This window comes from Pseudomonas sp. Irchel 3F6 (assembly GCF_900187595.1).
Classification (GTDB): domain Bacteria; phylum Pseudomonadota; class Gammaproteobacteria; order Pseudomonadales; family Pseudomonadaceae; genus Aquipseudomonas; species Aquipseudomonas siliginis.
The window spans coordinates 383,662-403,115 of the sequence record NZ_FYDP01000002.1; the positions used below are offsets into that span (position 1 = coordinate 383,662).

The window sequence follows — 19,454 nt, forward strand, 5'->3', positions numbered from 1 at the left end:
CAGCCCTCTCCCGGAGGGAGAGGGGGCCGACCGAGGTGTCTCGGGCCAGACATCGACCTGAGAGATCGCAGCGATTATGGATCTTCAGGCTTGGCGATCACGGATTCGGTGAAGCCATTCTATTCTGCGTATGTTTCAAATATCCCCCGATCGGTCCCCTCTCCCTCCGGGAGAGGGTTAGGGTGAGGGCAGCAATCTCGGCCCATTCACCGCCAGACGGGCTGCCGCGACAGCCTGTTTACGTTATACTCGCCGGCTTTCAAAAGTTCGCCAACGAGTGCTGCCCGTCATGGAAATCAACCCGATCCTGAACACCATCAAGGACCTGTCCGAGCGCTCCGAAACTATTCGGGGGTATCTTTGACTACGATCAAAAGCATGAGCGTCTGACCGAGGTCAATCGCGAGCTTGAAGATCCGAGTGTCTGGAACAAACCTGAATACGCCCAGGAGCTGGGCCGCGAGCGTGCCGCGCTGGCGCAGATCGTCGACACGCTCGACGAACTGAACGGCGGTCTGGCCGATTGCCGCGACCTGCTGGACATGGCCGTCGAAGAGAACGACGAAGGCGCAGTGGGCGATGTCGTCGCCGAGCTGGCCCGTCTCGAGGAAAATCTGGCCAAGCTGGAATTCCGCCGCATGTTCAGCCATGAAATGGACCCGAACAACGCCTACCTGGACATCCAGGCCGGTTCCGGCGGTACCGAAGCGCAGGACTGGGCCAACATCCTGTTGCGCATGTACCTGCGCTGGGCTGACAAACGCGGTTTCGACGCAACCATCATGGAACTGTCCGCCGGTGAAGTCGCCGGGATCAAGGGCGCGACCGTGCACATCAAGGGCGAATACGCCTTTGGCTGGCTGCGTACCGAGATCGGCGTGCACCGTCTGGTGCGCAAGAGCCCGTTCGACTCCGGCAACCGTCGCCATACCTCGTTCTCCGCTGTTTTCGTCTCGCCAGAGATCGATGACAAGGTGGAAATCGAAATCAACCCGGCAGACCTGCGGATCGACACCTATCGTTCCTCCGGTGCCGGTGGTCAGCACGTAAACACCACCGACTCGGCCGTACGTATCACCCACGTACCGACCAACACCGTGGTCAGCTGCCAGAACGAGCGTTCCCAGCACGCCAACAAGGACACCGCGATGAAAATGCTGCGGGCCAAGTTGTACGAGCAGGAAATGCAGAAGCGCAATGCGGCCTCGCAGGCGCTGGAAGACACCAAGTCCGATATCGGCTGGGGTCACCAGATTCGCTCTTACGTGCTCGATGCCTCGCGGATCAAGGATCTGCGTACCAACATCGAACGCAGCGATTGCGACAAGGTGCTCGACGGCGACATCGACGAATACCTGGAAGCGAGCCTGAAATCCGGCCTGTAACACCCTCTGTGGGAGCGGGCTCGCCCGCGATCCCCAGCCGAAGGCTGGGGGCAACGAACCTGATGGAATACTTAAAGACATGAGCGACCTACAACTCGACCCGCAAGCCCTGCAACAGGAAGAAAACTCCCTGATCGCCCTGCGCAAGGAAAAGCTTGCTGCCGAGCGCGCCAAGGGCAATGCCTTCCCGAACGACTTCCGCCGCGAAAACTACTGCGATGCCTTGCAGAAACAGTACGCGGACAAGACCAAGGAAGAGCTGGCAGAGGCTGCAATCCCGGTCAAGGTTGCCGGTCGCATCATGCTCAACCGTGGCTCGTTCATGGTGATCCAGGACATGACCGGGCGCATTCAGGTCTACGTCAACCGCAAGACGCTGTCCGAAGAAACCCTGGCCGCGGTGAAAACCTGGGACATGGGCGACATCATTGCCGCCGAAGGCACCCTGGCGCGTTCCGGCAAGGGCGACCTGTACGTGGAAATGACCCACGTGCGCCTGCTGACCAAGTCGCTGCGTCCGCTGCCGGACAAGCACCACGGCCTGACCGACACCGAACAGCGCTACCGTCAGCGTTACGTCGACCTGATCGTCAACGAAGACGTGCGCCAGACCTTCCGCGTGCGTTCGCAAGTGATCGCGCACATCCGCAGCTTCCTGATGAAGCGCGACTTCCTCGAAGTCGAAACGCCGATGCTGCAGACCATTCCCGGCGGCGCCGCAGCCAAGCCGTTCGAAACTCACCACAACGCGCTGGACATGGAAATGTTCCTGCGTATCGCGCCTGAGCTGTATCTGAAGCGTCTGGTGGTCGGTGGTTTCGAGAAAGTCTTCGAGATCAACCGCAACTTCCGTAACGAAGGCGTTTCGACTCGTCACAACCCTGAATTCACCATGCTGGAGTTCTATCAGGCGTACGCCGATTACGAAGACAACATGGACCTGACCGAAGAACTGTTCCGCGAGCTGGCGCAGCTGGTGCTGGGCAGCACCGACGTGCCGTACGGCGACAAGGTGTTCCACTTCGGCGAGCCGTTCGTGCGTCTGTCGGTGTTCGACTCGATCCTCAAGTACAACCCTGAGCTGACTGCCGATGATCTGAACGACATCGACAAGGCTCGCGCCATCGCCAAGAAGGCCGGCGCCAAGGTGCTGGGCTTCGAAGGTCTGGGCAAATTGCAGGTGATGATTTTCGAAGAACTGGTCGAGCACAAGCTGGAGCAGCCGCACTTCATCACTCAGTACCCGTTCGAAGTGTCGCCGCTGGCCCGTCGCAATGACGAGAACCCGAACGTCACCGACCGCTTCGAGCTGTTCATCGGTGGTCGTGAAATCGCCAACGCCTACTCCGAGCTGAACGACGCCGAAGACCAGGCCGAGCGCTTCATGGCGCAGGTGGCCGACAAGGACGCCGGTGACGACGAAGCCATGCACTACGACGCCGACTTCGTCCGTGCGCTGGAGTACGGCATGCCGCCAACAGCCGGTGAAGGTATCGGCATCGATCGTCTGGTGATGTTGCTGACCAACTCGCCGTCGATCCGCGATGTGATCCTGTTCCCGCACATGCGACCGCAAGCGTAAACGTTTCAGTTGAAAAGCCGCCTAAAACAGGCGGCTTTTTATTGCCTGTCTGGTACAAATGTATCAATTGGTTAATTTGCAAATAGCAGAGGAAGTGCTGTCGTGATGGGTGCAATAGCTCAAGAAGGTGCAGCGGGTATCGCCACTGCGGTCGCTGAAAGTGTTCAGTACCAGGGCCGCAAGGCCAGCCGACAGGGCAGTGAGCAGCGTCGCCAGGACATTCTCGACGCCGCGATGCGCATTGTCGTGCGCGACGGCGTGCGTGCCGTGCGCCATCGTGCGGTCGCGGCGGAGGCCGGTGTGCCGCTGTCGGCGACCACGTATTATTTCAAGGACATCGATGACCTGCTCACCGATACCTTCGCCCAATACGTTGAACGCAGCGCGGCGTACATGGCCAAGTTGTGGATCAATAACGAAGGTCTGCTGCGCGAAATGGTGGTCAGCGCCGACGGCAGCCCGGAGTCGCGCTCGCAACTGGCCGATGACATCGCGCGGCTGATGGCCGATTACGTGCACCGGCAACTGATCAACCGCCGCGAGCATCTGATGGCCGAGCAGGCGTTCCGTCAGGAAGCGCTGCTCAATCCGCGTCTGGCCATTCTGGTGCGCTCGCATCAGCAGATTCTGTTGCAGGGCACCTGCCAGTTGTTCCAGGTACTGGGCTCGCGCGAACCGCAACAGGATGCCAAGGTGTTGACGGCGATTATCGGGCGGATGGAATATCAGGGCCTGCTCAATGACGCCGAGCCATTGGCCGAAGAGGACATGCTCGGGATTCTGACGCGGTATATGCACCTGGTGCTGGCGTCGGTCTAGCGTTTCACGCTACACCCCGTGGGAGCGAGCCTGCTCGCGAAAGCACTCTGATATTCAACATCTGCGTTGTCTGACACAGTGCATTCGCGAGCAGGCCCGCTCCCGCAAAGGCTTAAAGTCTGAGTTTCAGCACGTCACGTTTTCTACAGGAGTTTCGGGTGGACGATTACCAGCAGACGATACGCATGTTGTCCGATCGCATTGTGCTGGCGCAGACGCCGATCCGCGTGCTCGATGCGGTCAAGTGGGACGACAACGTGCGCAAGGGCTTCCTCAAGGCCAAAGGCAAGGAAATGCCGGCGGTGGATCGCGACTACTACCTCAACCGCCCGCTGTCGTTCGATTCGAGCCAGGTCAAACTGGAATTCCAGAACATCGAGCGCGACATCACCCGCCAGCTCGGCCAGTTCAACCCGGTCGGGCAGATCATGCGGCGCATGTGCAAGGAATACCGCATGGTGGTGCGCATGCTCGAAGCGCGCGGCACCGAGGACTTCGGTCTGATCTCGCAAGAACTGTACGGCGCGGCGTCCGATGCCTTCCACGCCGGTGACCCGACATTGGCCGACCTCGGCCTGATGATGTCCGACTACCTGAATAACATCGACGGGCGCGGCGATCTGAAGGACGAGCCGAAAATCCTCACCGCCAAAGACGCGGTGCACCTGCTGCAAACCCGACTGAACAAGGTATTCGGTGAGGCCGAAGAAACCATTCGCGTGTTCGAGTCCGACGGCATCGTCGCCGACGCCGCGGCGGGCGCCGACTACATCAAGATCCGCACGGATGCGCTGTTCAACGACCGCGACGTGCGCGCACTGGAAGTCCACGAAGGTCTGGTGCACGTCGGCACTACGCTCAATGGCTTGAACCAGCCGATCTGCACTTTCCTGTCCAAAGGCCCGCCCTCGTCGACGGTGACCCAGGAAGGCCTGGCGATCCTGATGGAAATCATCACCTTTGCTTCTTACCCGAGTCGCCTGCGCAAACTGACCAACCGCACCCGTGCGATTCATATGGTCGAGGAGGGCGCGGACTTCTTGCAGATCTACGAATTCTTCCGCGAGCAAGGTTTCGAGATGGCCGAAAGCTACGGCAACGCCAGCCGGGTTTTCCGTGGCTCGACGCCGACCGGTCTGCCATTCACCAAAGACTTGTCCTACCTCAAGGGCTTCATCATGGTTTACAACTACATTCAGTTGGCCGTGCGCAAGGGCAAGCTCGAGCAGATTCCGCTGTTGTTCTGTGGCAAGACCACACTGGAAGACATGCGAACCTTGCGGCAACTGGTGGATGAAGGGCTGGTGGTGCCGCCGAAATATCTACCGGATCAGTTCCGTGACTTGAATGCGTTGTCGGCGTGGATGTGTTTCTCCAACTTCCTCAACCATTTGAGCCTGGACCGGATTGAGGCGGATTACTCCAATATCCTCTAGACCCACCACCGAACCCCTTGTGGGAGCGAGCCTGCTCGCGAATGCGATTTCACCTTCAACATTGATGTCGGCTGATACACCGCTTTCGCGAGCAGGCTCGCTCCCACAGGTTTGATTTGTGTTCAGTTCTCTTCTTTGCGAGGTTTCACCGGATGAGAATCCTCGGCATCCTTTGCCTGCTCTTGACCCTCGGCGGTTGCAGTTCGCTGCTGTTCTACCCTGAACCGGGCCAGATATTTACTCCGGACAAAGCCAAACTCGAATACCGCACTGTCACTCTGATCACCGCTGATGGCTTGAAGCTCAACGCCTGGTGGCTGCCGGCCAAACCTGGCGTCGAGGTCAAAGGCACGGTCCTGCATCTGCACGGAAACGGCGGCAATCTGCCGATGCATCTGGGCGGCAGCTGGTGGTTGCCGAAGAACGGCTATCAGGTGCTGCTGGTCGACTATCGCGGCTACGGTTTGTCCGAGGGCAAGCCGAGCCTGCCGGCGATCTATCAGGACATCGACGCCGCGTTCGCCTGGCTCGACAAAGCGCCCGAGGTCAAAGGCAAACCGCTGGTGCTGCTCGGGCAGAGCCTCGGCGGCGCGATGTCGGTGCATTGGCTGGCGCAGCACCCGGAGCGGCAAAAACAGCTGAAAGCGCTGGTGCTAGACGGTGTGCCCGCCAGCTATCGCAGCGTCGGCCAATATGCCCTCAGCACTTCGTGGCTGACCTGGCCGTTGCAGGTGCCGCTGTCGTGGCTGGTGCCGGATGGCGACAGCGCGATCAACTCGATGGCGCAGCTGACCGGCGTGCCCAAGCTGATCTTCCACAGCATCGACGATCCGCTGGTGCCGATGGCCAACGGCATTCGCCTGTATCAAGCGGCGCCGCCGCCGCGCGTGTTGCAGCTGACCCGTGGCGGTCATGTGCAAACCTTCGGCGACCCGGTGTGGCGTCAGGTCATGCTGCGCTACCTTGATGATCCCGAACACTTCGACGGCCTGCGCCGCCTCGGCGAAATCCCCAACTATCCGCCGCCCCCGAATTCTGAAGATGAGAGCCCGCAATGAGTGAAGAACGTAATGCCATCCCGCTGATCATCACCGGTATCTGCAGCATCCTCGGCACCGTCGGGGCGCTGTGGTACTACGGCTACCTGCACTTTGCCAAGCCGGAGGATGCATTGCTGCTCAGCGAATTCACCATGCTCAAGACGGTGCCGGGCGAGGACTACAAAGTCTCGCTGACCCCCGCGCCGCAAGTGGCGCAGTGCATTGATGGTGTGCTGGTGTTGTTTGATACCGAGCAGAAAGGGTTGACCGGTGTGTTGATCAATGGCCAGAAAAAGGCTGTGCGCTGCATGGGGGAGGAGACGCCGCAGAAGCTGGAGCAGTGATTCTGCTGGATCACTTTCCCCCTCTCCCATTGGGAGAGGGGACTGACCGAGGTGTATTCCGCCATACATCGACCTGAGAGACCGTGTCGATTATGGATTCAATAAAGCACTTTCAGATCGATGTATCTTTAGAGCATCCCCCAATCGGCTCCCTCTCCCTCGGGGAAGGGTTGGGGTGAGGGGCTACAGTATGAAACTTAACAAAGAGCCCCTCCATTTGAACGAAGGAGCTTTTACAGCTAAGGGCTGGCTGTCACCGTGATTTTTCGATTGGCACTCCACGGCGAGCGCTTACCGTCAATGCTTTGCCATGCAGTCATGGAAAACGGGCCGACGGGTAAGCTCCAGACACTTTGCACCGACCAGTTGCCGTAAGCATCGGCATCTGTTTCCGCCAGTATGTTGTAAGGGCCGTTAACCTTGGTGACCCGGATATGGGCACCCGGCAGCGCTTTTCCCGAGAGCAGCGGATTTTGGCCGCTTTTACTGCCCTCCACCGGTGTGTCGATAACAGGCGCTGCGGGTGCGTCAGTTACCGTGATTTTTCGATTGGCGCTCCAGGGTGAGCGATGGCCATCGATACTTTGCCATGCAGTCATGGAAAACGGGCCGACGGGTAAAGTCCAGACACTTCGCACCGACCAGTTGCCATAGTCATCGGCGTCTGTTTCCGCCAGTACCTCGTAAGGGCCGTAGACCTTGGACACACGGATATGTGCGCGCGGAACAGCTTTGCCGGAGAGCAGAGGGTTTTGACCACTGTCACTACCCTCTAGTGGGGTTTCTATGACTGGCGCCTCGAGCGTATCAATTACCTTGATTGTTCTATTGGCACTCCACGGCGAGCGCTTACCATCAATGCTTTGCCAGGCTGTCATGGAAAAAGGCCCTGAGGGTAATGTCCAGACACTTCGCACTGACCATTTGCCATAGGCATCAGCGTCTGTTTCCGCCAGTATTTCGTAAGGGCCGTAAACGCGGGTTACGCGAATATGAGCGCCAGGCAATGCTGTGCCTGAAAGCAAAGGGTTGTAACCGGAGTCAGCGTTTTCCACTGGCCTGGAGATAACCGGGGGAGGCACATCCACGATATCAACAACGTTGAAAAAACGCTGCTCGGACGGCCCCGAGACTCTGTCGCCAAAGTACTGCCGAAGCACAAGCGCATTGGGGCCTGATGGCCTATCGGTAGGAGGGGTTATTGACCACCTGCCTTGTACATCCGCGATAGCTGTTGCGAAGAAAGTCTCCGGGGTTGCGGCTTCTGCTACCTTGATCGTTGCTCCCGGTCGCGCCGTTCCAGTGATCAAAGGTTTCAGCGTTGTTGTAGCGTTCTGCTCGGGTGTCATGACCAGCGGTGGCACGACTGTCGTTGTGCAATATGGGAGGCCTTGTCCGTTTATTGCAATTGCGAGCGATGCACCAGCCTTATCCGTCGCACAGACTTTGATTTTGATTTTTGCCGTCGCGTCTTCCAGCGTCCGTCCTGGCTGCAGGGTAGGATCGTTCGTTGTGGCAGTTTCTGGCGAGGCATCCAATTGCACATTGCGCACCGTCCCGTTCAGTGACGAGTACCTGATCCAGACGCCGGTCACGCGATTATCGGTGGGAGAAAATTCGTCGAATGGTGTGGGCTGGCGGTACTCAAGCGCTATCAACTGAGGTTCTGTGGGCCGATTGATCATGTAAAGTTGAGGCCCTTCCTTACCCAATACCCCCAGGCGGTACAGACCTGTCTTACTGATCACGGCGGCTTGCGAGTCATCTAGCCAGCCGGAAAACCACCGGTTGATTGCCGGATAGAGTGTTCCGCCACCCGATACCGAGTCTCCAGTATCACCATACCCGACCGGGCTGCACTCTTCAGGAGCCTGAACAACGTCGTTACTCACCGGACATTTGGTATAAGTGCCGCCATGTGGGTATCCCAGATTGTGGCCGAATTCGTGCTTCCATGTATGCGGTGAGCCCGGCATACCTTTAACCCAAATCCAGTTTCCCGGCACCGTAGCGATTGCGCCGCCGCCACAGGGGACCGCCACAAAGAGGAATGGAAAACCTGCGGGATCAATGTTTTGTGCACGGGCCGCTTTGCGTCCTGCGTCGAGACTGCCTGAAGCGGAGCATGTAGCAGGTTTTGGACCGAAATCTGCCTCGATCTGTGTGCCTTCCAGTTTCAGTTTATTGCCGGAGGCAGCGAGGATGTAGGAGCGCAATGAATTCCAGTGCGTTGAGAAAGTTTGCTCAGCAATTTTTCCGGAGTCCAGGCCCGGTTCGCCTGATCAGTGCCCGGCCACCAGCAATACCTTTTGAACGCCTGTGATCGGGCGTTTTATCGAGGGAGTCAGTAGTTCGGGATCGGTGCTGATGACCATGTCATCGGGATCATACAAAGGCTGTGGTGGGATTGCCGCGTTGCTCCAGCTCATCGCTGTATGGAGAAGTGTCGACAAAAATCCGACTGCGATGATTGATCGTTTCATCGGGGAATCCTTGTGAGGATCAGGCTGACAGGTAACAGCCTCTTCCATGTACCGATTCTCGTCCACTGTCATAGTTGACAGTGGACTTCGCTTTCGGAAGACGAAACGGTCATGGGAATTGAGTCAACCGACTTTCACACTTCCACAAAAAAGCCCCGCCTGATCGCTCAGGCGGGGCTTTTGCGTTACCGGGTGGAGCTTAGTTCGAGCTCACCGAAGAACGCGGTGCTACCGGCTGGTTGTCGTTGGAAATGGTCACTTCCACACGACGGTTCATCGCACGGCCCGAGACGCTGCCGTTATCCGCTACCGGATATTCCTTGCCATAACCCTGAGCGACGATGCGCGAAGGGTCGACGCCCATCTTGATCAGGGCCATCTGCACGGAAGTCGCGCGACGCTCGGACAGCGACTGGTTGTAGCTCGCGGTGCCAGTGCTGTCGGTGTAACCCTCGACGATCACTTTGCGATCCGGGTTTTCCTGGAGGAATTGCGCCAGTTTGTTGATGTTCACCAGGCCGCTGGATTTCAGATCAGCCTTGTTGGTGGCGAACAGCACGTCACCGAAAGTCACCAGCGTACCGCGATCAGTCTGCTTGGCGTTGAGGCTGTCCTGCAGCTGTTTGATCTGCTGGTCACGGGCATCCAGACGGGCCTGGGCACGTTGCGCAGCGGCGTTTTTCAGGTTGTTTTCAGCGGTGCGCAGAGCGATGGTCTGCTTGGCCACTTCCACGCGCTGGTCGGTCAGGTAAGCCAGTTGGTCAACCTTGGCTGCGTCTTCTTTGTCCAGATAGGCCTTGTCAGCCTTGTCCAGGTAATCGCTGGCGTCTTTGGTTTCCAGTGCCGCGACTTTGCTCGCCTGTGGGTTGGCCTGCAGGCCGGCGTAGTTGGTGCGCGCCTGTTCCAGGTTCGGGTTAGGCGGGGTGGAGCAGGCAGCCAGTGCAACGCTTGCGGCCAGAAGAGCGGGAATCATCAGTTGCTTACGCATAATTTTTCGTCCTTTCTATCGGTAAGAGTTTCAGCTTTGCGGTCGGGATGCGCGCTTACTGCACAGTGCGCTGGCTTTCCTGACGCAGTTCCTGAACACCTTTCTGGGAATCCTTCACAGCCTGTTCGGCCTTGGCGGCCTGAGCCTTGCGTTCAGCGACGCGAGCGTCCCATTCAGCCTGTTCGGACAGGCGACGGGCCTCGTCATACTTCTTGTCGTGCATGGCGATTTCAGCTTGTTTCAGTTTGTCCTGAGCCTGCTTCATTTCCACCGCAGCGAATTCGGTACCGCCAGCGCTGACGGCGCTGTTGACGGCCGATTGGGTCACGGCGTACTGCTCGGTCGGTGGGTTACCGGCGCAACCGGCCAGTACGAAGCTGGTGCCGATGGCCAGAGCGGCCAGTTTCAGACCGCGCAGGTGGGAAAACGAGGTTTGGGTTTTCATGGTCTTCAACTCCATTAGGCATCTCCTGAAAATACAACTGAATCCATCCTGGCAGAGGAGGCGAAAGCATCGCTTGTAGACGCGAATTGAAACGCTCGTTCCAGGCGTGGTTACCTGTTCCGACCGGCGGCATTTTTGAAAAGTTCAGAAAAGATGGCCTATCGCCAAAAATTTAATTGACCGTTTGGACAAGGCTCTGGGGCGGGAACTTTAGGGCTTTGGAGCGGTACGCGCGGGTGTATTTTGTCTGTTGATAAACCAATTTGCGAACTGGAATACAGCCTATGTGGGAGCGAGCCTGCTCGCGAATGAGATGTGTCAGTCGGCGCAAATGCTGAATGAAAATCCGCATTCGCGAGCAGGCTCGCTCCCACGGTTTTGATGTGTGTCGAATCAGTGCTTCTGCTTGTTCTCAGCCGAGGACAAATCATGCAAATGCCGCCGCGATAACGCCAGAAAACGCGGCGTCGGGCCGACATCTTCATACAACGGATCGCCTTCCTCATCGGTTGCCACCACTGTTGAACCCTTCACATACGGCAGGCTCGCTTCGAACTCCTCAAGCGCGGCGCCGATCAGCTCGCCGAGCAGTTCCTCGGGGTGACGCTTGGGGTACATTTCGGCAATCGCCGCCAGCCTTGCGGCGGCTTCGACGTCCAGATGAATCGTGTAGCCGGTGTCGGTCAGGCGACCTTTGGCGTTTTCTTCCCAATGCTGGGCGAGTTCACGAATTTTCATGATGACCTCATTTAGCGCCTGCTGATGGCAGGCCTGGGTGAGTGTCCGGCAGCGCCGGCGGCGGGCCGTCGTACGGCTTACTGTTGAGACTAGCTTTCGCCGGCAAGGTTTAAAGTCAATTCGTCGCCTGCTTGTAAGAAGCGGCGCAGAGCGGCACTCTCTGGCAAAGCATTCGTTTCTGCGCTGTCCCCGATTACCGCTGGAGAACTGCTGATGACCGATATTGATGCACGCTTGCGCGAAGATGTTCACCTGCTCGGAGAGCTGTTGGGCAACACCATTCGAGACCAGTACGGCGAGGCGTTCCTCGACAAGATCGAGCAGATTCGCAAAGGCGCCAAGGCCGACCGGCGCGGCTCGATGGACGCTGAACTGAGCGCCAGCCTCAATCAATTGAGCGAAGACGAATTGCTCCCGGTCGCGCGGGCCTTCAATCAGTTTCTCAACCTGGCGAACATTGCCGAGCAGTACCAGCTGATCCATCGCCGCGAGGAGTCGCAACCGGCGCCGTTCGAGTCGAGGGTGTTGCCGGAACTGCTCGCGCGCCTGCGCAGCGAAGGCCACAGCGCCGAGTCCCTGGCCCGGCAACTGGCGCGGCTGGAAATCGAACTGGTGCTGACCGCGCATCCGACCGAAGTGGCGCGACGCACGTTGATCCAGAAGTACGACGCGATCGCCGCGCAACTGGCCGCTCAGGATCATCGCGACCTGACCAGCGCCGAGCGCGAGCAGATCCAGAGCAAACTGCAACGGCTGATCGCCGAAGCCTGGCACACCGAAGAAATCCGCCGCACCCGACCAACCCCGGTCGATGAAGCCAAGTGGGGCTTCGCGGTGATCGAGCATTCGTTGTGGCAAGCGATCCCCAACCATATGCGCAAGGCCGATCAGGCGCTGTTCGCCGCGACGGGTCTGCGCTTGCCGCTGGAAGCCGCGCCGATCCGCTTCGCTTCGTGGATGGGCGGCGACCGTGACGGCAACCCCAATGTCACCGCCGCTGTCACTCGCGAAGTCTTGCTGCTGGCGCGCTGGATGGCCGCTGATTTGTACCTGCGCGATGTCGATCATCTCGCTGCCGAACTGTCGATGCAGCAGGCCAGCGATGCGCTGAAGGCCAAGGCCGGCGACAGCGCCGAACCCTATCGCGCGGTGCTCAAGCAATTGCGCGAACGCCTGCGCGCCACACGCAACTGGGCGCATGCCGCGTTGACCGCGCCGACCCCGGCAACCGCCGATGTGCTGCACGACAATCGCGATCTGCTCGAGCCTTTGCAGTTGTGTTTCAACTCGCTGCACGAGTGCGGCATGGGCGTCATCGCCGACGGGCCGTTGCTCGATTGCCTGCGTCGGGCGGTGACGTTCGGCCTGTTTCTGGTGCGCCTCGATGTGCGTCAGGATTCGACCCGGCACAGCTCGGCGATGACGGAAATCACCGATTACCTCGGCCTCGGCCGCTATGAGGAATGGGACGAAGAACAGCGCATCAACTTCCTCACCGAAGAATTGAGCAACCGTCGCCCTTTGCTGCCCGCGCATTTCAAACCGTCGGCGGACACCGCTGAAGTGCTCAACACCTGCAAGGAAATCGCTGCCGCGCCTGCTGCTTCGCTGGGCTCCTACGTGATCTCCATGGCCGGCGCCGCTTCCGATGTGCTCGCGGTGCAACTTCTGCTCAAGGAATCCGGCGTACTGCGGCCGATGCGCGTGGTGCCGCTGTTCGAGACCCTCGCCGACCTCGACAACGCCGGGCCGGTGATGGAACGTCTGCTGCTGTTGCCGGGCTATCGCGCGCGTTTGCACGGCCCGCAGGAAGTGATGATCGGCTATTCCGACTCGGCCAAGGATGCCGGCACCACCGCTGCGGCATGGGCGCAATATCGCGCGCAGGAGCGCCTGGTGGAAATCTGCCGCGAACAGCAAGTCGAACTGCTGTTGTTCCACGGTCGCGGCGGCACCGTGGGGCGTGGCGGCGGTCCGGCGCACGCGGCGATTCTGTCGCAACCACCGGGTTCGGTGGCGGGACGTTTCCGCACTACCGAGCAGGGAGAAATGATTCGTTTCAAATTCGGCCTGCCGGACATCGCCGAGCAAAACCTCAATCTGTATCTGGCCGCCGTGCTCGAAGCGACCTTGCTGCCACCGCCGCCGCCGACTCCGGAATGGCGCCATCTGATGGACGAATTGGCGGCGGACGGTGTCAGCGCTTACCGCCAGGTGGTGCGGGAAAATCCGCAATTCGTCGAGTACTTCCGTCAGTCGACGCCGGAGCAGGAATTGGGACGTTTGCCGCTCGGCAGTCGCCCGGCCAAACGTCGCGCCGGCGGTATCGAAAGCCTGCGGGCGATCCCGTGGATTTTCGGTTGGACCCAAACCCGATTGATGTTGCCGGCCTGGCTGGGCTGGGAGACGGCGCTGAGCAAGGCGCTGGAGCGCGGCGAAGGTGAGTTGCTGGGGCAGATGCGCGAACAATGGCCGTTCTTCCGCACCCGTATCGATATGCTGGAAATGGTTCTGGCCAAGGCTGATGCGGATATTGCGCAGTCCTACGACGAGCGTCTGGTTGAAGCTGATCTGCTGCCATTGGGCGCGCAGTTACGCGACCTATTGTCGCAGGCATGCACCGTCGTGCTCGGTCTGACCGGGCAGTCGCAGCTGCTGGCGCATAGCCCGGACACCCTCGAATTCATCCGCTTGCGCAACACCTACCTCGACCCGCTGCATCTATTGCAGGCGGAACTGTTGGCGCGTTCGCGGCGACAGGATGTCGAGCAGGGCAGCCCGGTAGAACAGGCGCTGCTGGTGTCTGTGGCGGGGATTGCCGCCGGATTGCGCAATACCGGCTAAGGTTGCTGAGCACCTCAGGCGGCATTCGCGACAAGGGTCGGATGCCGCTTCTCCTGCCGTAGGAAAGTGCCGCGAAGCGACAGTTATTGATGGGGTTGCGACTTGGGTTACCGCGTCGCAAGGTCACGGCGGGCGTCGGTTTCTCCGACTTTTGGCGTCTTGTGTGGGCGCAGCCTGCTGTGTATCTTGATCAGCCTTTGGCCGTTTGTGCGGCCACGACCCGTATTTTCAGGATCCGCCGGTTACGAGCGAATCCTTTGTTTTGTAAAGCTTTTATATAAAAAATTGAGGAGCACATCGATGCGCGTCATTCTGCTGGGAGCTCCCGGGGCCGGTAAAGGTACTCAGGCAAAGTTCATCACCGAGAAATTCGGCATTCCGCAAATCTCCACCGGCGACATGCTGCGTGCTGCGGTCAAGGCTGGCACTCCACTGGGCGTGCAAGCCAAGAGCATCATGGATGCCGGCGGCCTGGTGTCGGATGACCTGATCATCGCGCTGGTCAAGGACCGCATCGCTCAACCTGATTGCGCCAACGGTTTCCTGTTCGACGGCTTCCCGCGCACCATTCCGCAGGCTGAAGCGCTGGTCACTGCCGGCGTCGAGCTGGATGCCGTGGTCGAGATCGCTGTCGAAGACGATGAAATCGTTCAGCGCATCGCCGGTCGCCGTGTCCACGAAGCCAGTGGCCGTGTTTACCACATCTTCTACAACCCGCCGAAACTGGCTGGCAAGGACGACATCACCGGCGAAGAGCTGGTACAGCGCAAGGACGACACCGAAGAAACCGTGCGTCATCGCCTGTCGGTCTACCACTCGCAGACCAAACCGCTGGTGGAGTTCTACCAGAACCTTTCCGCCAAGAACGGCGGCAAGCCAAAGTACAGCCACATCGAAGGCGTGGGTTCGGTTGATGCAATCACCACCAAGGTGCTGGCCGCGCTGAGCTGAAAAGTCTGATCGGCTGCATCATCCACGGCCCGCTTGCGGGCCGTTGTTGTTTATACTGACGCACTTTTTCCCACCCCTGTTTTGGAAACATCGATGAGCACCTTGCTGGCCCTGGACACCGCGACTGAAGCTTGCTCCGTTGCCTTGCTGCATGACGGCAAGGTCACGAGCCATTACGAGGTGATCCCGCGCCTGCATGCGCAGAAGCTGCTGCCGATGATTCAGCAATTGCTCGCCGATGCCGGCACCACGCTGCAAGCGGTCGACGCGATTGCTTTCGGCCGTGGCCCGGGCGCGTTTACCGGTGTGCGCATTGCCATTGGTGTGGTGCAGGGTTTGGCCTTTGCTCTGGATCGTCCGGTGTTGCCGGTATCCAACCTTGCCGTGCTGGCCCAGCGAGCCTTTCGTGAACATGGCGTAAGCCAGGTCGCGGCTGCGATTGATGCGCGGATGGATGAAGTGTATTGGGGCTGCTACCGCGAGACGGCGGGGGAGATGCGTCTGGTTGGCGCCGAAGCCGTGTTGCCGCCGGAAGTCGCCGCGTTGCCCGCTGATGCCAGTGGCGATTGGTTCGGTGCCGGTACCGGTTGGGGTTACGGCGAGCGCATCGCGGTCAATCTGAGCGGCTCCGACGCGGGCATGCTGCCCCACGCCGAAGACCTGCTGACCCTGGCGCGTTTCGCCTGGGAGCGCGGTGAGGCGATCCCGGCAGATGACGCGCAGCCGGTTTACTTGCGCGATAAAGTTGCCACCCCCAAAGCCCGCTGATACGACACTTTCTCCTGTGGGAGCGAGCCTGCTCGCGAAGGCTTCTGGTCAGTCAATGCATGTGTTGAATGTGCTGGACCCTTCGCGAGCAGGCTCGCTCCCACAGGTTCGCGGTCACATACAAATATCGCCAATCGTCAGTTTCTGCCCCCTCGCTTAAAACCTTTTGCGCTTTATGTGTTCTAGTTATCACTCGGCGGTTTGCTAAGTCGGTCAAGTGCCGCTAAATTGCCATCATTGATACCGAGCATGACATTATGCGTATAGACGGCGTTTCCACTCAGTCCTACCCCATCAAGCGCAAGCCGCGTAAAGGCAATGCGGCGCTGGATGAATCCGTCGACATCATCGACGGCGAGCTGGAATTCCCGAGCGAAGAGCAGATGGCCGCCCGTGCAGCCCAAGCCACTGCGCAACGCCTGAGCAACCTGCCTGCCCGTCAACAAGACATGATCTACCACCGCGCGATGAAGAAAAGCGTAGCCATGGCTCTGGCCAGCTACCTGAGCACCGCCGGTTTTGTCGATTGGGACGCAGACGTGCTGGGCCTCGATCTGTATATCTGATGGATCTGCCTTACTACCTCGGTTGCCCGTCCTGGAGCGAAAATGCCTGGCGCGAGTATCTGTATCCGGTAGACGCAAAAACCTCCGACTTTCTCGCTCTCTACTGCCAGGTGTTCAACGCCGTTGAAGGCAACACCACCTTCTACGCCAGCCCGTCGCCAGCCACTGTGCAACGCTGGGCCGAGATCATGCCGGCGCACTTTCGCTTCACTGCCAAATTCCCCGGCGACATCAGCCACAGCGGCGACTTGCGCGAGCAACTGACCGCTGCCGAAACCTTCCTGCAATTACTCAAGCCGTTAGGCGAACGTGTTTCGCCGCTGTGGCTGCAACTGTCGAAAAGCTTCACGCCGCAGCGTCTGCCGGAGCTCGCGGCGTTTATCGATGCACTGGATTGCCCGCTTGCGGTCGAGGTGCGCAATGAACAGTTCTTCGCCAAGGGCGAGAGCGAGCGTCTGCTCAATCGTCTGTTGCTGGATCGCGGTGTCGAGCGCATCTGTCTCGACCCGCGCGCGCTGTTCAGCTGCTTGTCGACCGAGTCCTCGGTGATCCACGCGCAGTCGAAAAAGCCGCGAGTGCCGACCCGTCCGGCGGCGTTCACGCAGTTTCCGCAGGTGCGCTTCATTGGCCATCCCGAGCTTGAGGCCAACGATGCGTTTCTCGTGCCGTGGGTGGCGAAGATTGCTGAATGGATAGAAGAGGGGCGCACGCCCTACGTCTTTCTGCACACCGCTGACAACCTGTTGGCAGCGAAACTGGCGCAGCGTTTTCACGTCCAACTGATGCAACGTTTGCCTGGCTTGCCCGCTCTGCCTGAGCTATACAGGGAACCCGCCGCCGAGCAGCTTGGCTTGCTCTGAGGCGGGTTTTTTCTGTCCGGGAGGCCGTCGATGAACGTCCAAGTCAGTCAACAGCAACGACTCAAAGCCCAAGCCTTCAAGGCCCTGCATGATCGCCAGGGGATCTTCGTCATCCCTAATCCGTGGGATGCCGGCTCGGCGAAGATGCTCGCCGGTCTTGGCTATCAGGCCTTGGCAACCACCAGTGCCGGTTACGCGTTTTCCCAAGGCAAGCCTGATGGCGCGTTGAGTCTCGACGAGACCCTGGCCAATGTCCGCGCGATTGTCGCGGCGACGGATCTGCCGGTGGCGGTGGACCTGGAAAACGGCTTTGCCGATGATCCGGTCGAGTCTGCGCAGAGTCTGTTGCGCGCCGCCGAAGCGGGCGCGGTGGGCGGGTCGATCGAAGACGCTACGGGACGTCCGGACGCGCCGATCTATTGCTTCGAACACGCCGTTGCACGGATTGAAGCCGCTGTCGCGGCGGTGCGCACCCTGCCGTTTCCTTTCGTCCTCACCGCTCGCGCGGAAAATTACCTGCACGGCAACCCCGATCTTGACGACACCATTCGCCGCTTGCAGGCATTCGCCGAAGCGGGTGCCGACGTGCTCTATGCGCCGGGTTTGCGCAGCGCCGAAGAAGTGCGCGCAGTGGTGCAAGCGGTGGCGCCGAAACCGGTCAATGTGTTGATGTCTGGCGGTTTGAAACTGACCGTGCAACAGCTCGAGGAACTGGGCGTCCGGCGGATCAGCACCGGGTCGGCACTGGCGCTGGCGGCGTTCGGCGAGTTCTTCCGCGCGGCTGAAGAAATCCACCAGTGCGGCACGTTTGGCTTTACGTCGCAGTCGATGCCGTACGCCAGGGCCAACCAATTCTTCAAGGGCTGAGCATGGGACGTTGGCTGTTCTGGGGGGTGTTGCTCGCGATCGCTGGTGGCGCGGTGAGTGTCTGGCGTGGCTGGCTGGAGGTGCCGCCGCAGTGGAACCCGTGGGCGCCATTGGACATAAAAGCCGCGCCCAACTGGCTGACCGGTTACAAACTCATGCGCCTGCGCAGCGATCCTGAGCTTTGCGCACAGGCGCTGAGCAGCTCGGATCTGCGCGTCAGCCCCCAGGCCGACAGCCCCGGCGCCAAGTGTCCGCTGGTCGGTGCTCTGCGGGTGCATGGCGGTGGAGTGGCGCTGAGCAGCAGTTTCATTGCCAGTTGCCCGCTGGCGGTGGCGTACGCGATGTTCGAACACCACACCCTGCAACCGGCCGCGCAATCGGCTTATGGCCAGAAGATCGCGCGTGTCGATCACCTCGGCAGCTTTGCCTGTCGCAATGTCTACAACCGTGAGAGCGGTGCCCTCAGTCGACATGCCAGTGCCGACGCGCTGGACATTGCCGGTTTCCGTTTGGCTGGCGGACGCACGATCAGCGTGCTCAGGGATTGGCCCAAGCAACACCAGGACGCAGAGTTTCTCCGCCAACTGCGCGACGGCGCCTGCGAGTCATTCAGTGTGGTGTTGAGCCCGGATTACAACGCCGCCCATCGCAATCACTTTCATGTCGATGTCGGGCGCTGGAGCGTGTGTCGCTGAGAATCAGGCAGCGAGGCGCAGGTTCTGCAGAACGATCGGGCGAGCCCAGCCATTATCGAAGTCCAGAGCTTTCTGCTGCTCGACGATTTCTTCCGGCGGGAACGGCGGGTAAGGCTTCTGCAGCAAGTCCAGATCGAACTCGGCAATCGGCAGGTACAGCGGACGTTTCTGCGGAGCAGGGCCTGGCTCCGGCACTGGCTGGCCATTGTTGATCACAATCGGGCGTACCCAGCTGCTGTCGAAATCCTGTTGCTCTTGCTGGGCTTTGAGCTCTTCCGGCGGGAACGGTGGGAACGGCTTGTCCAGCAGCTCCATTTCGAACTCGGCGATCGGCAGGAACAGTGGCTCCGGCGGGCGAACCTGGGTTTCAACCACGTCGCACTCACGCTGGCTGACGATGTGCGCGTGCAGCTCGCTGCCAACGGTCGGTTCTTCCGGGCTGTTCAGGTCAACCGGTGGAAACGTGCCACAGGCAGGCACCACTTCACTCGTCTGTTCGGCCAGGGCCTGGGCAAAGAAATCCTGCCACAGGTGACTGACGCCGCTCAGTGCTTGAGTGTTATGACGGCTAAAGTCGCCATGGGGCGAAACGTAGCCAATCGATGTGGGAAGAATGCCTGACATTTTTTTCGGTTGACGCTCA

19 protein-coding genes are annotated in these 19,454 nt (G+C 59.7%); 13 read left to right on the forward strand and 6 right to left on the reverse strand.

Annotated features, from left to right (window positions below; all coding sequences use genetic code 11):
• The first annotated feature begins 289 nt into the window (after window positions 1-289).
• From prfB to CKW30_RS07755, 6 genes are all read left to right on the forward strand, one after another.
• A protein-coding gene (gene prfB / locus CKW30_RS07730) for a peptide chain release factor 2 (protein ID WP_099758102.1) occupies window positions 290-1,385 on the forward strand; the annotation gives its coding sequence in 2 pieces (ribosomal slippage) (window positions 290-361 and window positions 363-1,385; 1,095 coding nt in all).
• A gap of 79 nt (window positions 1,386-1,464) precedes the next feature.
• On the forward strand, window positions 1,465-2,967 hold the full coding sequence (lysS, locus tag CKW30_RS07735) for a lysine--tRNA ligase (protein ID WP_095180463.1): 1,503 nt from the start codon (window positions 1,465-1,467) through the stop codon (window positions 2,965-2,967).
• A gap of 105 nt (window positions 2,968-3,072) precedes the next feature.
• On the forward strand, window positions 3,073-3,786 hold the full coding sequence (locus CKW30_RS07740) for a TetR/AcrR family transcriptional regulator (RefSeq protein ID WP_056783159.1): 714 nt from the start codon (window positions 3,073-3,075) through the stop codon (window positions 3,784-3,786).
• A gap of 185 nt (window positions 3,787-3,971) precedes the next feature.
• Entirely contained in the window at window positions 3,972-5,222 is a 1,251-nt protein-coding gene (locus CKW30_RS07745) for a flavohemoglobin expression-modulating QEGLA motif protein (protein ID WP_166554750.1), read from the forward strand.
• Between the two features lie 152 nt (window positions 5,223-5,374).
• Window positions 5,375-6,280 (forward strand): alpha/beta hydrolase, encoded by a 906-nt coding sequence (locus CKW30_RS07750; RefSeq protein ID WP_095180464.1) that lies wholly within the window; start codon window positions 5,375-5,377, stop codon window positions 6,278-6,280.
• A complete protein-coding gene (locus CKW30_RS07755; protein WP_095180465.1) occupies window positions 6,277-6,606 on the forward strand; it encodes a hypothetical protein in 330 nt (109 codons plus the stop codon). Before CKW30_RS07750 ends, CKW30_RS07755 begins: the two co-directional genes overlap by 4 nt.
• Window positions 6,607-6,845: 239 nt before the next feature.
• Here the strand turns inward: CKW30_RS07755 and CKW30_RS07760 are convergent, their stop codons facing one another.
• The 5 genes from CKW30_RS07760 to CKW30_RS07780 form a co-directional block, all read right to left on the reverse strand.
• On the reverse strand, window positions 6,846-8,822 hold the full coding sequence (locus CKW30_RS07760) for a hypothetical protein (RefSeq protein WP_143497895.1): 1,977 nt from the start codon (window positions 8,820-8,822) through the stop codon (window positions 6,846-6,848).
• A 66-nt stretch (window positions 8,823-8,888) separates the two neighbouring features.
• Window positions 8,889-9,089: a hypothetical protein gene (locus CKW30_RS07765; RefSeq protein WP_095180467.1), complete on the reverse strand. Its 201-nt coding sequence runs from the start codon at window positions 9,087-9,089 to the stop codon at window positions 8,889-8,891.
• 199 nt (window positions 9,090-9,288) lie between these two features.
• Window positions 9,289-10,077, reverse strand: a complete 789-nt coding sequence (locus CKW30_RS07770) for an OmpA family protein (RefSeq protein WP_095180468.1) — start codon at window positions 10,075-10,077, stop codon at window positions 9,289-9,291.
• Between the two features lie 55 nt (window positions 10,078-10,132).
• Complete coding sequence (locus CKW30_RS07775) at window positions 10,133-10,537, reverse strand: DUF4398 domain-containing protein (RefSeq protein WP_024011747.1); 405 nt, start codon at window positions 10,535-10,537, stop codon at window positions 10,133-10,135.
• A gap of 378 nt (window positions 10,538-10,915) precedes the next feature.
• The gene (locus CKW30_RS07780; protein WP_016771500.1) at window positions 10,916-11,260 is read right to left on the reverse strand and encodes a hypothetical protein; all 345 of its coding nucleotides are present in this window, start codon (window positions 11,258-11,260) and stop codon (window positions 10,916-10,918) included.
• A gap of 213 nt (window positions 11,261-11,473) precedes the next feature.
• Between CKW30_RS07780 and ppc the strand changes: the two genes are divergently transcribed.
• The 7 genes from ppc to CKW30_RS07815 all read left to right on the forward strand — a co-directional run bounded on the left by ppc (window position 11,474) and on the right by CKW30_RS07815 (window position 18,811).
• Window positions 11,474-14,104: a phosphoenolpyruvate carboxylase gene (gene ppc, locus CKW30_RS07785; protein WP_095180469.1), complete on the forward strand. Its 2,631-nt coding sequence runs from the start codon at window positions 11,474-11,476 to the stop codon at window positions 14,102-14,104.
• A 300-nt stretch (window positions 14,105-14,404) separates the two neighbouring features.
• Window positions 14,405-15,055 (forward strand): adenylate kinase, encoded by a 651-nt coding sequence (adk, locus tag CKW30_RS07790; RefSeq protein ID WP_095180470.1) that lies wholly within the window; start codon window positions 14,405-14,407, stop codon window positions 15,053-15,055.
• Between the two features lie 93 nt (window positions 15,056-15,148).
• Complete coding sequence (gene tsaB, locus CKW30_RS07795; RefSeq protein WP_095180471.1) at window positions 15,149-15,823, forward strand: tRNA (adenosine(37)-N6)-threonylcarbamoyltransferase complex dimerization subunit type 1 TsaB; 675 nt, start codon at window positions 15,149-15,151, stop codon at window positions 15,821-15,823.
• 257 nt (window positions 15,824-16,080) lie between these two features.
• Window positions 16,081-16,389: a hypothetical protein gene (locus CKW30_RS07800; protein ID WP_042606956.1), complete on the forward strand. Its 309-nt coding sequence runs from the start codon at window positions 16,081-16,083 to the stop codon at window positions 16,387-16,389.
• Window positions 16,389-17,249 (forward strand): DUF72 domain-containing protein, encoded by an 861-nt coding sequence (locus CKW30_RS07805; protein WP_095180472.1) that lies wholly within the window; start codon window positions 16,389-16,391, stop codon window positions 17,247-17,249. The genes CKW30_RS07800 and CKW30_RS07805 overlap by 1 nt, the downstream gene beginning before the upstream one ends.
• Before the next feature lie 30 nt (window positions 17,250-17,279).
• Window positions 17,280-18,116 (forward strand): oxaloacetate decarboxylase, encoded by an 837-nt coding sequence (locus CKW30_RS07810; protein ID WP_095180473.1) that lies wholly within the window; start codon window positions 17,280-17,282, stop codon window positions 18,114-18,116.
• A gap of 2 nt (window positions 18,117-18,118) precedes the next feature.
• Window positions 18,119-18,811 carry an extensin family protein gene (locus tag CKW30_RS07815; protein ID WP_095180474.1) on the forward strand — a complete coding sequence of 231 codons (693 nt, stop codon included), beginning with the start codon at window positions 18,119-18,121 and terminating at the stop codon, window positions 18,809-18,811.
• 3 nt (window positions 18,812-18,814) lie between these two features.
• Here CKW30_RS07815 and CKW30_RS07820 read toward each other — a convergent pair whose 3' ends face one another.
• Complete coding sequence (locus CKW30_RS07820; RefSeq protein ID WP_056783179.1) at window positions 18,815-19,435, reverse strand: hypothetical protein; 621 nt, start codon at window positions 19,433-19,435, stop codon at window positions 18,815-18,817.
• Window positions 19,436-19,454 lie beyond the last annotated feature (19 nt).

What these genes read in the sequence shown, in the direction of transcription:
- CKW30_RS07800 (WP_042606956.1), top strand. Translation starts at nt 16,081, where the DNA reads ATGCGTATAGACGGCGTTTCCACTCAGTCCTACCCCATCAAGCGCAAG.
- CKW30_RS07750 (WP_095180464.1), top strand. Translation starts at nt 5,375, where the DNA reads ATGAGAATCCTCGGCATCCTTTGCCTGCTCTTGACCCTCGGCGGTTGC.
- CKW30_RS07820 (WP_056783179.1), bottom strand. Translation starts at nt 19,435, where the DNA reads ATGTCAGGCATTCTTCCCACATCGATTGGCTACGTTTCGCCCCATGGC.
- CKW30_RS07780 (WP_016771500.1), bottom strand. Translation starts at nt 11,260, where the DNA reads ATGAAAATTCGTGAACTCGCCCAGCATTGGGAAGAAAACGCCAAAGGT.
- lysS (WP_095180463.1), top strand. Translation starts at nt 1,465, where the DNA reads ATGAGCGACCTACAACTCGACCCGCAAGCCCTGCAACAGGAAGAAAAC.
- CKW30_RS07810 (WP_095180473.1), top strand. Translation starts at nt 17,280, where the DNA reads ATGAACGTCCAAGTCAGTCAACAGCAACGACTCAAAGCCCAAGCCTTC.
- CKW30_RS07815 (WP_095180474.1), top strand. Translation starts at nt 18,119, where the DNA reads ATGGGACGTTGGCTGTTCTGGGGGGTGTTGCTCGCGATCGCTGGTGGC.
- CKW30_RS07775 (WP_024011747.1), bottom strand. Translation starts at nt 10,537, where the DNA reads ATGGAGTTGAAGACCATGAAAACCCAAACCTCGTTTTCCCACCTGCGC.
- CKW30_RS07805 (WP_095180472.1), top strand. Translation starts at nt 16,389, where the DNA reads ATGGATCTGCCTTACTACCTCGGTTGCCCGTCCTGGAGCGAAAATGCC.
- CKW30_RS07770 (WP_095180468.1), bottom strand. Translation starts at nt 10,077, where the DNA reads ATGCGTAAGCAACTGATGATTCCCGCTCTTCTGGCCGCAAGCGTTGCA.
- CKW30_RS07745 (WP_166554750.1), top strand. Translation starts at nt 3,972, where the DNA reads ATGTTGTCCGATCGCATTGTGCTGGCGCAGACGCCGATCCGCGTGCTC.
- CKW30_RS07740 (WP_056783159.1), top strand. Translation starts at nt 3,073, where the DNA reads ATGGGTGCAATAGCTCAAGAAGGTGCAGCGGGTATCGCCACTGCGGTC.
- adk (WP_095180470.1), top strand. Translation starts at nt 14,405, where the DNA reads ATGCGCGTCATTCTGCTGGGAGCTCCCGGGGCCGGTAAAGGTACTCAG.
- CKW30_RS07765 (WP_095180467.1), bottom strand. Translation starts at nt 9,089, where the DNA reads ATGAAACGATCAATCATCGCAGTCGGATTTTTGTCGACACTTCTCCAT.
- CKW30_RS07755 (WP_095180465.1), top strand. Translation starts at nt 6,277, where the DNA reads ATGAGTGAAGAACGTAATGCCATCCCGCTGATCATCACCGGTATCTGC.
- tsaB (WP_095180471.1), top strand. Translation starts at nt 15,149, where the DNA reads ATGAGCACCTTGCTGGCCCTGGACACCGCGACTGAAGCTTGCTCCGTT.
- ppc (WP_095180469.1), top strand. Translation starts at nt 11,474, where the DNA reads ATGACCGATATTGATGCACGCTTGCGCGAAGATGTTCACCTGCTCGGA.